The organism is Paenirhizobium daejeonense (assembly GCF_014280875.1).
Taxonomy (GTDB): domain Bacteria; phylum Pseudomonadota; class Alphaproteobacteria; order Rhizobiales; family Rhizobiaceae; genus Allorhizobium; species Allorhizobium daejeonense.
Genome location: NZ_JACLAL010000006.1, coordinates 426,709 through 439,552, shown reverse-complemented (window position 1 = coordinate 439,552; position 12,844 = coordinate 426,709). Strand labels below are relative to the sequence as shown.

The 12,844-nt window shown below is 60.6% G+C and carries 12 protein-coding genes; 4 read left to right on the top strand and 8 right to left on the bottom strand.

All coding sequences use genetic code 11. The features are described from left to right. The first annotated feature begins 76 nt into the window (after nt 1-76). Nucleotides 77-1,360: a sensor domain-containing phosphodiesterase gene (locus H4I99_RS17230; RefSeq protein ID WP_163901853.1), complete on the top strand. Its 1,284-nt coding sequence runs from the start codon at nt 77-79 to the stop codon at nt 1,358-1,360. 81 nt (nt 1,361-1,441) lie between these two features. On the opposite strand, the gene H4I99_RS17225 is transcribed toward H4I99_RS17230, so the two are convergent. The 4 genes from H4I99_RS17225 to argH form a co-directional block, all read right to left on the bottom strand. Beyond that, nucleotides 1,442-4,090 (bottom strand): TIGR02302 family protein, encoded by a 2,649-nt coding sequence (locus H4I99_RS17225; RefSeq protein ID WP_163901855.1) that lies wholly within the window; start codon nt 4,088-4,090, stop codon nt 1,442-1,444. A 158-nt stretch (nt 4,091-4,248) separates the two neighbouring features. After that, on the bottom strand, nt 4,249-5,517 hold the full coding sequence (lysA, locus tag H4I99_RS17220; RefSeq protein WP_163901856.1) for a diaminopimelate decarboxylase: 1,269 nt from the start codon (nt 5,515-5,517) through the stop codon (nt 4,249-4,251). A 12-nt stretch (nt 5,518-5,529) separates the two neighbouring features. Continuing rightward, nucleotides 5,530-5,736 carry an LPS translocon maturation chaperone LptM gene (lptM, locus tag H4I99_RS17215; protein WP_244625135.1) on the bottom strand — a complete coding sequence of 69 codons (207 nt, stop codon included), beginning with the start codon at nt 5,734-5,736 and terminating at the stop codon, nt 5,530-5,532. 92 nt (nt 5,737-5,828) lie between these two features. Continuing rightward, complete coding sequence (gene argH, locus H4I99_RS17210; protein WP_163901858.1) at nt 5,829-7,232, bottom strand: argininosuccinate lyase; 1,404 nt, start codon at nt 7,230-7,232, stop codon at nt 5,829-5,831. Nucleotides 7,233-7,256: 24 nt separating this feature from the next. Between argH and tlpA the strand changes: the two genes are divergently transcribed. Beyond that, the gene (gene tlpA, locus H4I99_RS17205) at nt 7,257-7,919 is read left to right on the top strand and encodes a thiol:disulfide interchange protein TlpA (RefSeq protein ID WP_163901860.1); all 663 of its coding nucleotides are present in this window, start codon (nt 7,257-7,259) and stop codon (nt 7,917-7,919) included. A gap of 44 nt (nt 7,920-7,963) precedes the next feature. On the opposite strand, the gene H4I99_RS17200 is transcribed toward tlpA, so the two are convergent. The 4 genes from H4I99_RS17200 to ftsE form a co-directional block, all read right to left on the bottom strand. Then, on the bottom strand, nt 7,964-8,755 hold the full coding sequence (locus H4I99_RS17200; RefSeq protein ID WP_163901862.1) for a lysophospholipid acyltransferase family protein: 792 nt from the start codon (nt 8,753-8,755) through the stop codon (nt 7,964-7,966). 83 nt (nt 8,756-8,838) lie between these two features. Continuing rightward, on the bottom strand, nt 8,839-9,546 hold the full coding sequence (locus tag H4I99_RS17195) for a YdcF family protein (RefSeq protein ID WP_244625134.1): 708 nt from the start codon (nt 9,544-9,546) through the stop codon (nt 8,839-8,841). A gap of 91 nt (nt 9,547-9,637) precedes the next feature. Then, nucleotides 9,638-10,588, bottom strand: coding sequence for a cell division protein FtsX (locus H4I99_RS17190; protein WP_425314391.1), 951 nt, complete (start codon nt 10,586-10,588; stop codon nt 9,638-9,640). A 55-nt stretch (nt 10,589-10,643) separates the two neighbouring features. Continuing rightward, nucleotides 10,644-11,303 carry a cell division ATP-binding protein FtsE gene (gene ftsE, locus H4I99_RS17185; protein ID WP_163901868.1) on the bottom strand — a complete coding sequence of 220 codons (660 nt, stop codon included), beginning with the start codon at nt 11,301-11,303 and terminating at the stop codon, nt 10,644-10,646. A 232-nt stretch (nt 11,304-11,535) separates the two neighbouring features. Between ftsE and H4I99_RS17180 the strand changes: the two genes are divergently transcribed. Then, nucleotides 11,536-12,225, top strand: a complete 690-nt coding sequence (locus H4I99_RS17180) for a hypothetical protein (RefSeq protein ID WP_163901870.1) — start codon at nt 11,536-11,538, stop codon at nt 12,223-12,225. A 69-nt stretch (nt 12,226-12,294) separates the two neighbouring features. Then, nucleotides 12,295-12,837: a hypoxanthine phosphoribosyltransferase gene (gene hpt / locus H4I99_RS17175; protein WP_163901872.1), complete on the top strand. Its 543-nt coding sequence runs from the start codon at nt 12,295-12,297 to the stop codon at nt 12,835-12,837. Nucleotides 12,838-12,844 lie beyond the last annotated feature (7 nt).

The window sequence follows — 12,844 nt, the reverse complement described above, 5'->3', positions numbered from 1 at the left end:
ACTGCTAAAATTAGCACTTGAATCTGCGTGACACAGCTTATTCACTTCAGACGTGAAGAGTCGCACGGATACCCTTATGACGTTCTTTGATAGCGCCAGACAATATGGGTTACATGATCTCCTCTTCAGTCTCGAGCAACAGACCGAGGCTGATGAGCGTATCAACAATATTCTGGCCACTGCCCGCAACTGCCTGGGAATGGACATTGGCTTCATCGCCGAGTTTGCCGGCTCAAGGCGGTTTTTTCGCTATCTCGATACACACATGCATGACGCCGCGTTGCGTGTGGGCGACTGGCTCCCGATGGATGAAGGATATTGCCAGCGAATCATCGATGGCGAATTGCCCGAACTGATCCCGGATACCGCTGTGCTGCCCGCAGCACAGGAAGTCGCAGCGACCCACGCCTTTCCGATCGGTTCTCATCTGAGCGTTCCGATCAGACTGGGCGACGGTCGTCTCTATGGCACCTTCTGCTGCTTCTCCACCCGCGCAGATCCGACGCTCAATCAACGGGATCTCCAGATTCTGCGTTCCTTTGCCCAGTTCGCCGCATTCGAACTCGATCGATCGATGGAAAAACGCATCCATTATTGGGATGCGGAAACGCGCATTCTGGACGCTCTGGAGCAGGATGGCCTTACGATGGTTTATCAACCCATCGTCGGCCTTGGCGATGGCAATGTGCTAGGCTTCGAAGCGTTGGCCCGCTTTCCTTTCAGCCCCTCGCGGCCGCCGAACGTATGGTTTGCCGAAGCATTCGAGGTGGAGCGCGGCGTCGATTTGGAGTTGAAGGCGATACACCTTGGACTCGAAGGGACCCGATGGCTGCCCGAGGGAGCCTACCTCGCGCTGAACGCCTCGCCCGCAACATTGCTCGACCCACGTTTCGCCGAACTGGCGAAAGGCCAGTCGCCGCAACAAATCGTCGTCGAGGTGACCGAACACGCCGGCATCCACGATTACGACCGTCTGGGAGCTGCCCTTGCGCCGTTAAGGGCTCTTGGAATGCGGCTCGCGGTCGATGATGCCGGCGCCGGCTACGCCAGCTTGAGACATATCCTCAATCTCAAACCTGACATCATCAAGCTGGACGCAGAACTATGCCGCGACATAGACGACGACCCCGCGCGTCGCGCCTTGATTGCATCACTGGTAGCTTTCGCCCGCGACACAGGAAGCACACTGATTGCGGAAGGCGTCGAGACTGCGGAAACGCTTGAGACTCTCAAGAAGCTTGGAATAGATGCGGCGCAGGGGTTCCATCTAGGCCGTCCCATGGCCGGAATCGAGATTGGCAAATGGCGACCATCCCTCGCGCAAGACACACAGAGCCTTTTGACTGCCCCAGCCGGCTGAGGGTTTGAAGACCGCGTCCTGGCCGCTTCCTGAGAGATTGGGTACGATCAGACGCCAACCTGCGGACAGTCTATCGCAATGCTATTGTATATCGAGCAGCCGCTCGAGATAGCGGCGCTCCAGCTCCGGACGAGCGACATCGTCAACCGACATGGTATCGAGCTTCTTCCGGATGGCGTTGAGAATTTCGCGCGCCCGCTGCACATCGATCTCGTCCGGGATCTCTACCCTGCCATCGTCCATCTGCTCGCCCGTCCTCGCGGTGTCACGCCCCAGAGGATCCCGGCCGCGCTGTCCGCCCTGTCCGTTCTCGCCCGGTCCCTGACCGCCGGCGCGCATGGCCTGCTGGATCTGGCCCATCATATCCTGCGCGCCCTGCCGCAGGGCTTCCATGGCCTTGCCCTGACCATCGACGGCGCGTTCGCCTTCGCTCTTTCCGAGCGCGTCTCCAGCACCCTTCATTTCGCGCTGCGCACGATCGAAGCCTTCGCCCGACTGGAAGCCAAGATCCTTCATGCCCTGTTGCAGTTCGCCAAGCTTCTTGCCGAGTGCATCCTGCTGGGCTCGCAGGTTTTTCAGCGCCTCGCGCAATTGCTCGGCAGTCATGCGGTCTGTCGGTGAACCGCCCTGCTGATCCTGTTGTTGCCCTTGCTGGCCGTTCTCCGTCACGGGCGGTTCGTCCTGCAGGAACTCGCCGTCTTCGCCATCACCCGGATCGCCGCGCTGCATGCGGTCCTTCAGCGCCTGGTCGAGACGGAAGGTCTCGTCCATAAGCTTCTGCTGCTGCTGCATGATCTCGCCAAGCTTGTCGATCTGCTTGCGAAGTTCACTGGTCTGCTGTTGTTGCTGTCCGCGCATCGGCCGGCCGGCCTGCAGGTTGTTCATCATCCGCTGCATTTCGGAAAGCATCTGGCGCGCGGCGTCACGATTGCCAGAGCGGGCAAGGTTCTCGATCTGGTTCAGCATGTTGTCCAGATCGCGCTGTCGAAGCATGTTCTGCGCTGATTGCTGCTGTTGCTGGCCATCGGCGTTCTGCTGGCGCTCGGCCACCGCCTTCATGAATTCCTGCATGGCGGCGCGAAGCTCGTCCATCAGCTTCTTGATTTCCTGATCGGAAGCATTCCGTTCCAGCGCATCGGCAAGCGCCTGCTGCGCATCCCGTAGATTGCGCTCCGCCAGCGAAAGATCGCCATCGTCGATGCCGAGCGCGATTTCCCAGAGATAGTCGGCCGTATCCTTGAGATCGTTGGTGGAGCGGGCGATCTTCATGCGCGTCTGCGCGGACTGGATGAGCAGGAAATGTGTGGGATTGGGAATGGTCTCATCGGCACGCAACGAAATCGCCTCGTTGAGTGCAACCGCCTGACCGATATCCCGGGTATCCAGCGAGAAAACCTGGCGCTCCTCGGCCACCGCCGCAGCCAACGGCTCGACGAAATGGCGGGATGGCAGCACCATTTCATGCGGCGGACTGCGACCGGTCTGCCCGGCCCCATCGGTCGCAACCAGCGTAATACGAACCTTGCGGCCGGCCAGCGGATGCTCGCTGATGTTGCGGCTGGAAACGCCCTTTGCATCGCGCGCATTGTGGCGCGGAAGATCGAGCCTGTAATCAGGCAGCGGATAGAGCGGGGTCGCGCCCGGCTTCTCATCAACCGGCACAATCTCGGCACGCGCCGACTGGAGGCCGTAATCGTCCTTTGCGGTGAAGCCGATTTCCAGAGCGCCATTGACGGTCGGTTTTGGCAACCCCTCGAAGGCGATTTCCGGCGGATTGTCGGCAACCACTTCGATTGCCCAGTGCTTGTCTCCAACCACAAGTTCGCCGTTCTGCTCGAGCTTGAGTTCGTGCGTACGGCTCACAGGGTCCTGTGCCGGACCGCTTCCGTCTGCTTGGGCAGGCGGCAGCGCCTCACGGCTCTCCGCGACGTCCAGAACCTCGCCACCATCGGCCAGACGATAAAGAACCTTCTCGTCCTCGCGCCCGCCGCTGATGCGCACGGTCGCCTGCGAATTCTGCGGCACGCGCACGCCGCCTTCCACGGGCTGCGAATTTGCACCGGAGAGAAACACCGGCGCGCGGCCGGTAAAGGCAGGCGGCGTGATCCACGCGTCGACGCGTATGTCCTGACCGGTCCCCTCGACGGCGGTCCAGCGGAATGCATCGGAAATCACCCCCGCCCCGTTGGAGCCGGAATAGGCAAAAGCGGTCGCAAACAGGAGTGCCGGAATGGCGCGCAGCGCATGCCGGTCGAACCGGGCGATATCCGGCCGAGGCAAGCCAGCATCCAGCGCAGCGATGGTTTCCGCCATTCGCCGCTGGTGTTCCTGCCACAGAGCGCGAGCAAACGGCGTTTCGAAGGCCGGTTCGTCATCCTGCACGGCGACGGGCTGGTGCGGCAGGCCGTTACGCTCCTCGAGCAGCCTGTCAGCTTCTTGCGCATCCGGCCAGCGCAGCCTTGTAAACGGCAGAAGGGCCGAAACAAAAGCAAAGGTGAGGGCAAAGACCAGAAGCAACCTCAGGAAATCCGGCAATTGCCGGAAAACACCGAACCATGCCAGCGAGACGAAGATCGCGGCAATGCCCATAACGGGAAGGAACAGCGGCAGCAGACGTTCGGCAAAGAGGACGAGACGCGCCAGCAGACGTTTGATCGCGACGCGACGTGCCAGCACCGGATCGGTGCGGAATGCGCCTTTTCGCGTAGTGCCCGGCTGAGGGGGGCTCATCCGTCGGGTCTCCGTTTCGTCCACGGTCTTGGCATCACCCTAAAGGGGTGATCGCCTTCATCTGCTAAGGCAGGATACCACCCTTTGTGGCGAAGACGAGGGCAGCGGCTCGATGATCGCCGCTTTTTTAGACCAGTCTCCGAAAAGTGAACGGGCGATCAGGCCAGCCAATCCGGCACGGAATCGAGCGCGATCAGCTCTTCGTAGCTCGTGCGGGGACGAATCACGTGAAACCGGTCGCCATTTACCAGCACCTCGGGAACGAGCAGCCGACTGTTGTAAGTGCCTGCCTGCACGGCCCCGTAAGCACCAGCAGAACCGACGGCAAACAAATCACCAGGCTTCGGCATCGCCATCTCGCGATCAAGCGCCAGATAGTCTCCCGTTTCGCAGACGGGACCGACAACATCGGCCTTGATGCGTGGCGCGCTGGCAGCCGAGATCACCACGGGGCGAATCTCGTGATAGGCCTCATAGAGCGTAGGCCGGATGAGATCGTTCATCGCCGCATCGACGATCACGAAGGTCTTGTCGCCGCCGTCCTTCACAAACAGAACCTCAGTCACCAGAATGCCGGCATTGCCGACGATCAGGCGACCCGGTTCGGTCACGATCTGGCAGTTGAGCCCCGCCAGTTGTTCCTTGACGATATGGGCATAGGCGTCGGGTTCTGGCGGCGGGTTGTTATCGTCACGGTAGGGAATGCCGAGACCGCCGCCGATATCGACGTGGTCGATCATATGTCCGTCACTGCGCAGGGTTTCGACCAGTTCCCGCAAAAGCCGAAATGCGTCCTCGAACGGCTGGAGTTCGGTGATCTGGCTACCGATGTGCATGTCGATGCCGGTAACCTTTATCGATGGCAGGCTAGCCGCCCGCTGATAGACAGCACGGGCGCGCTCGTAGGAAATGCCGAACTTGTTTTCCTTCTTGCCCGTCGAGATCTTCGCATGGGTGCGTGCATCGACATCCGGATTGATACGAAACGAGACGTGTGCCTGCTTGCCGGCCTTGGCGGCGCGGACGGCAAGAACCTCGAGTTCCGGCTCTGATTCGATGTTGAAGCAGTAAATGCCGACATCAAGAGCCAGATCCATCTCCGAAACCGTCTTGCCGACGCCAGAGAACATGATGCGGCTTGCGGGAACGCCGGCAGCAAGCGCGCGGCGCAGCTCACCCCCGGAGACCACGTCGACGCCGGCTCCAAGCCGGGCTAGCGTCTTCAGCACGGCCTGGTTGGAATTGGCCTTAAGCGCATAGCAGACCATCGCGTCCACCCCGTCAAAGGCCTTCGAAAATACCGTGTAATGCCGCTCCAGCGTTGCCGTAGAATAGCAGTAAAAGGGTGTTCCCACGGCCTTGGCGATTTCAGGCACGGGTACACCCTCGGCATAGAGGACACCATCGCGATAGTCGAAGTGGTTCACGGGTAAGGCCTGTCAGAGAAGAGGATCGAGAATGAACGGATCGTCCGGCTTTGGCGGAGCAGACTGCGGCTTGCCGCCGGTCGTGCGTACGTTCTGCTGGTCAGCCGGCATGCTCGGCGGATCGAGATCGGACTTGCGGCCACAGCCGGAAAGCACGAGAGCAGCCGCAACAACCAGGCCAGCGGCGACTATTGAGCGTCGAAACGTTTTCACCATCATCCTATCCACCGGAACATCTTCCTATAGCCTGTAGCGAAAATCACAGCGCTTGTGCACCCTTAATCTCGCAACCGGCCCGCAAACCAACGTGATCAGTTGCGGGCACGCCACCAGGCGATCTGCTTCTTCACTTCAGATGGCGCCGTACCACCGAAGCTCTTGCGGCTGGCAACGGACGCCTCGACCGTCAGGACATCGAAGATACCGGCGGTGATCGCCGGATTGATCGACTGCAGATCCTCAAGCGAGAGCTCCGCCAGATCGCATCCCTTCTGCTCTGCGAGCGCTACCGCGCGACCGGTGACATGGTGGGCTTCGCGGAACGGAAGGCCAGCTTCCCGCACCAGCCAGTCGGCGAGATCGGTCGCGGTCGAATAACCGGAGCCGGCGGCTGCCTTCATCCGATCGGTACGCACAGTCAGATCGCCGATCATGCCGGTCATCGCGGCAATTGCCAGCTCAAGGCTTTCGGCAGCATCGAAGACCTGTTCCTTGTCTTCCTGCATGTCCTTCGAATAGGCGAGCGGCAGGCCCTTCATAACGGTCAGAAGCGCGATCAGCGATCCGTTGATACGGCCGGTCTTGGCGCGCACCAGTTCGGCCGCATCCGGGTTCTTCTTCTGCGGCATGATCGAGGAGCCGGTGGAGAAGGCATCGGACAGGCGGACGAAACCGAATTGCGGCGTCGACCAGATGACGATCTCCTCGGCAAGCCGCGACAGATGGGTGGCGCAGATTGAGGCGATCGACAGGAATTCCAGCGCGAAATCGCGGTCCGATACGGTGTCGATCGAGTTGCGGGTAGGTTCGCGGAAGCCGAGGGCCTTCGCCGTCATGTGGCGGTCGATGGCAAAGCCGGTGCCGGCAAGGGCGGCAGCTCCGATCGGGCTTTCGTCCATGTGTTCGATGGCATGGCGCACACGCTGCCGGTCGCGGCCAAACATCTCGACATAGGCCATGCAGTGATGGCCGAAGGTCACCGGCTGGGCCGTCTGGAGATGGGTGAAGCCGGGCATGACGGTATCAGCATGCTCTTCCGCACGGTCGAGGAAAGCGGCGATAAGGGAGGTCAGCGAAACCTCGACCTTCTGCAATTCTTCCTTCACCCAGAGGCGGAAATCGAGCGCCACCTGGTCGTTGCGTGAACGCGCCGTATGCAGTCGGCCAGCGGCAGCGCCAATGAGTTCGGCAAGGCGCGCCTCGACATTCATGTGAATGTCCTCGAGCTTGCGCGAGAACACGAACTGACCGGATTCGATCTCTGACAGGATCGTGTTCAGGCCGTGAACGATCTTGTCTTTGTCATCGGCCGAGATGATGCCTTGATGGGCGAGCATGGTCGCATGCGCGATTGAGCCGCGGATGTCCTGGGCATAAAGCTTCTTGTCGAAACCGATGGAGGCATTTATCTCCTCCATGATGGCCGCGGGCCCGGAAGCGAAACGACCGCCCCACATCTGGTTGGAGGATTTCGTGTTCTTGGTGTCCTCGGCCATGCGATGCCCATCCTGGAGACTGCAATGACAGAAAAAAGACCGCTGGGACTTCCTTCCGCCAAGCTGGTTGCGATTGCGGCGGTCGCCGGCATACTCGCCGGCGCGGCAGCGGTATACGTGAAGCAGACCATGTCTGGCAATGGCGAGGTGGCCGCTGAAACCGCGCAATGTCAGGGCGCAGTCCAGAAAGCCGATACCCTGAAACCGTTCACGAGCGGACAGGTCGCCGCGATGGTAGCCGCCACCGGCCCGCGAACGATCACGGGCCTCTCCTTCAAGGATGCATCGGACAAGGACATGACGCTCGCCGATTTCTCCGGCAAGACCGTTCTCCTCAATCTCTGGGCCACCTGGTGCGTGCCCTGCCGCGAGGAAATGCCAGCGCTCGACGCGCTGCAGAAGGCAGAGGGCAGCGACAAGTTCCAAGTGCTCGCGATCAACATCGACACCGGCAATGCCGACAAGCCAAAGGCCTTCCTCGACGAGATTGGAGTGAATGCGCTCGGCCTCTACCGCGACGCCAGCATGGGCGTCTTCAACGTGATGAAGAAGGAGGGGCTGGCATTCGGCCTCCCCGTAACCCTGCTGATCGATGAGAAGGGTTGCCTGCTCGGCTCGATGAACGGCCCGGCCGCCTGGGATAGCGAGGATGCAGCCAAGCTGGTCCGCGCCGCAACCGGCACCTGACCGTCGTGCACTGACCCAAGGGGATCAATCGCCTCGCAAGCCCGTCAGGACGACGAGGCTCCCTTGAGTTCGGCAATCCGCTTGCGTGCCGTCTGCGGCAGCGGCACATGCGGATTGTCCCGCGCCGTTTCGATCAGAAGCGCATCGCTCGCGCTTTCGAGCTGTCCGGTCAGCGTTTCGAAAAAGGTGTCGGGATCAAGGCCCGGCTGAATAGCCTGCAAAATCCGAACCTTGAAGTGACCGGGATAGCGTTTTGTCGTGGTACGGGGCCAGAACAGACCCGGATGCATGACCACCGGCACCACGGGAACCTGCAGGTCGCGGTAGATGCGGGCAATGCCATACTTGTAATGCGGCACGGCGCCGGGCGGACGGCGCGTGCCTTCCGGATAGATGATGAGCTGACGACCGCTTAGCATCTCCTGCTTGGTCCGCTCCATCACTGCGGCCATTATCCTGCCGCGCGCGCCGCGATTGACCGGAATCATCCGCTGCTTCATCGCATACCAGCCGAACAGCGGAATCCACATGAGTTCGCGCTTCAGAATATAGACCGGATCGTCCAGCCAGGGCAGCAGCGCATAGGTATCCCAGAAGGACTGGTGTTTCGGCGCGAGGATGTAGCCGCCCTTCGGAATGTTCTCCAGCCCTTCGATTTCGAAGGTCGTACCGACGATCTTCTCCATCAGCCAATGGCACGAACGCGCCCAGTTCTTAGGGATGAAGTAAGCCTTTTTGCGCGGTAACAGAAAGTAGATTGGCGACAGGAAGATCATCCGCAGGATGAGGTTTGCATAAAAAAGCGTGTTGAAGAGTATTGAGCGCAAGGTGATCATGGAAACTATCCGTGGGCGGGCCGAGAAGTCCCTATCGCAAAACGCCGGAAAGCAAAAGCCGAAGGCTCAGCTTTCCTGCGGCATCATTCCACCTTGGCGAGATGGCTTTTGGACCGCAGTCCCTCACCAACACCCCAGCCGATGATGCCCCGGGCATAGGCGACAAGCGTCTTGCCATATTCGGAAAGCAGTGTCCTCAAGAGATTGGGTTCTGCATACCAAGCGGTCGTCTTCAGGTCGGAAATGACCACCGGATAGGGAATGAAGGTGGTCGACGGGTCGATGCGGCGCAGTTCCATCAGGCTGCGCGGCATGTGGTAATTGCTGGTGACGACGAGAACCGAGGAATAACCGCGATCGTGTATCCAGCGCGAGGTCTCATTGGCATTGCCGATAGTGTCCATCGCCTCGTAGCCGACATCGACGCAGCATTCGAAGAGATCGGGCGAGCTTTGCGTCACCTTGCGGATCTGCGCCGGCGTGGTCGTCGGATGCACCCCGGAAATCAGCAGCCGTCGCCCCATGCCCTTGCGCAGCAGTTCGATCGCCTGGTCGATCCGCTGGTAGCCACCCGTCAGCACGACGATGGCATCCGCCTTGGCGTCGACCGGCGGCGTAAACGTGGTTACGGCATCGGCAAACCGCAGGAACCCCGCAAGCACCAGCGCTGAAGCGAAGATCAGCACCAGCCCCGCATAATGAAGAAAACGGCGCAGACGTCCATGGCGCGAGAGAACGCCGCCCGCCGGGCGTAGCGACAACTCCTCCCTGGACGCTTTCTTCCGTATCATTCGGTCCATCGACATGGTTCGTGAATAGCGCGCTTTTCACATACGGAACAGGCGGCTTTGTGGCAATTCAACAGGCTTTAGACGCAAGCGCTCAATCCTTGAGCAGGCCGTCCGTACGCGCCGGATCCGATCTCACAAGATCGATTTCATAGATTGTACGCATGACAGTTATGCGGGCCGTGACCGTGGTCAGCAATGCAATCACGATCATCGTGGCGAAGATTCCGAGATAACCGAGATAACCGATCGAGAAGGTTCCGAAAAGGGCCGTAGCCTGATCGCTTTCCGGCGTGGCGAGCGAACGGCTCTGCCAGAAGCTGGCCACGGCAAACAGCCCGGCTGCAAGAATCCCCCCGGCCGCCGCCCCCTTGAGGCTGATCTTGAGAAAATGCTTCTGGAACTCTTGGGCGACGAAAGAGCCTTCCGCGCCGACGAAATGCAGGACCTCGATGATGTGCCTGTTTCCGGAAAGCGCGCCACGGGTGGCGAAGACGACCGTCAGCACCATGGCCGTGAAAACTAGAACGAGAATGGCGGATCCGATCAGAACCGTGGTACGCGCCATCTGCACCAGCCTGTCGACCCAGGTGCGGTGATCGTCGAGAAACGCCTGCGGTACCTCCGCCTTCAGGAGATCGCGCATGGCGGCGAAATCCGGCGGATGCGTTTCGTCGATGGTAATGATGATGAGGCGGGGAACCGGCAGCTCGTTGATGTCGAGACCGGTGCCGAGCCAGGGCTCGAGAAGCCGTGCAGTCGCGGCATCGTCCATGATGCGGCCGTCCTTGGTGCCGACGAAGGTCAACGCCAGATCACGCGCCCTGTTGAGCGCCTTCTCCATGTCGAGATTGTCGTCCGGCTTGATCTGGATGGTGATTTCCCGCGAAATCTGGCTTTGCCAGCCGGCAGCCGTCGCCCTGACCATGCTGACCGCACCGAGTGTCAGGCAGGCGAGGAAGGCCATGATGGCGATCACCACCATCAACGCATTGCCCTGAATGTTAGAGGGCGGCAGGATGGGTCCGGTCGGCCTCACACTCATCTCGATGCGGCGCGGGTTCCTGTCAGGGTTCTTCCTGCGGGCGGGCTGGTCGATGTTACTCATAGATGTCGAGCCGCCCGTCCGTGAGGATCATCCGCCGCGCGTCCACCTGATCCATCAGCGCCAGATCATGAGTTGCGATCACCACCGCCGTCCCGAGACGGTTGAGCTCGAGGAAGAGGCTGAGCAGGCGGCGCGCCATCGGAGGATCGACATTGCCCGTGGGTTCGTCGGCAAGCAGGATTTCCGGCCGGTCGATAAGCGCCCTTGCAATCGCCACACGCTGCTTTTCGCCGCCAGACAGAACCGGCGGCAGAACGTTGATGCGCTCGCCCAAACCGACCCATTTCAGCAGTTCCAGAACATCCTTGCGATAGCTGTTCTCGTCCTTGCCCCGCACGCGCAGCGGCAGCGCCACGTTCTCGTAGGTCGTCAGGTGATCGAGAAGCTGGAAGTCTTGGAAAACGATGCCCACCCGTCGGCGCAGCATCGGCAATTCATTGCGAGGAATCCGGGTAATGTCCCGGCCAAAGCTGCGGATCAGCCCGCGCGTCGGCTGGAGCGACATGAAAAGCAGGCGCAACAGAGTGGTTTTCCCCGCGCCGGAAGGTCCGGTGAGGAACTGGAACGAGCGCTTCGGAATGTCGAAGGTAAGGTCTCGGAGGATCTCCGGTCCCATTCCATAACGCAAACCGACATTTTCGAAATGGATCAAGCGACGGGCCCAGTCTGACGGATCTAAAGACCGGCCACATGTTAACACCACACGTTAACGGCCGGTAAACACGGGTCAAAGAACGGCGCTTTCCGCCGGATCTTTTCGAAGCATTAACCATTTAAATTTACGACTGGGGACAAATTGTTTCAATGCCCCAGTTTTGTCCGGCCCCAGACGCGTTGAAGAAAGGCGCTTCGCAGAACGGAAATTCAAGGAAAGGCTTCGGCTCATGAACGCAGCAAGGTCCAGACGAGAGCCCGCCGAGCCGGTGATCGATCTCCTGCCGCCCGACCGCCGCCGTCCCCCGCACGCCTGGCCCATCCATGTCAACGAAGACATCGTAGACGCGCATTTCGTCACCGTGCGCGAAGACCGGCGGTCGCCGCAGGACACGCCCGGCCGTATCGACGCCCGCAAGCCTCGTAACCGCTTCGTTTCGCAGCCCTGCGCCAGTCGCTGGACCGACACACTGGCCGCGCCGCTGCGTTCGGGCGAGCAGGCGCTACAACGGCTTTCCGAAAAAACCTTCGCCGTTCTCGTGTCAGCATCCTTCGCCATGATCTTTGCCGCAGCAAGCGTCTACGCCGGCGTCGCGGCACATGACGCCGCGCCGCTGCCGGCTTCCGGCCCGCTCGACATCACCCATGTCAGCCTGACACCACAGGATGCCAACGGCATGCGCGTTCTGCTCGTCAACGCGATCGTCGAAAACCGCAGCCAGGGTCGCACCTTGCTGCCGAAGTTGCGCGCGGATCTGGTGTCCGGCGGCCAGGTGATCGCCAGCACCTACATCGACAGCCCCGTAGACGAATTGGACGCGGGTCACAGCCGCGGAATCTCGGCAAGGTTGCTGCACCCCGGTGGAAAATTGCCGGAATTGCGGCTTTCCTTCGAAGAAGCGGATGCCTCGCGCTCCTGACTGTGCTATCCGCCAACCTTCCCGCGGCCATCCGTCAGCATGAGGCCGCTGTGCTGAAGGAGTGTGTGCATGCCTGTCGTCCGCGGAAAGAACATCGAACCGCTTTATACTGCCGAACAGATCGCCGAGCGTAACCATGTGTTGGCTGCCGAGATCGCCAGCGGTCCCTGTGACGACCTGCTGGTCATTTCCGTCCTCAAGGGCTCCTTTATTTTCGCAGCCGACCTGATCCGCGCCCTGCATGACGTGGGCCTTGCCCCGGAAGTCGAATTCATCACGCTGTCCAGCTACGGCACTGGCACGGTGTCCCAAGGTGTAAAGATCATCAAGGACATCGACAGCGATGTCAGCGGCCGCAACGTCCTCCTGATCGACGACATTCTCGAATCCGGCCGCACACTGCTTTTCGCCAAGAACCTGATGTATGAACGCGGCGCGAAGAGCGTCACGATCGTCGTGCTCCTCGACAAGAAGGTGAAGCGCAAGGAAGTCTTCGAAGCCGATTACGTGGGCTTCGAATGCCCCGACTATTTCGTTGTCGGCTACGGCATGGATGTCGCCTATGCCTTCCGCGAACTGCCCTTCGTCGGCGTCGTCACCGGCGACGCCTGAAGCTTTT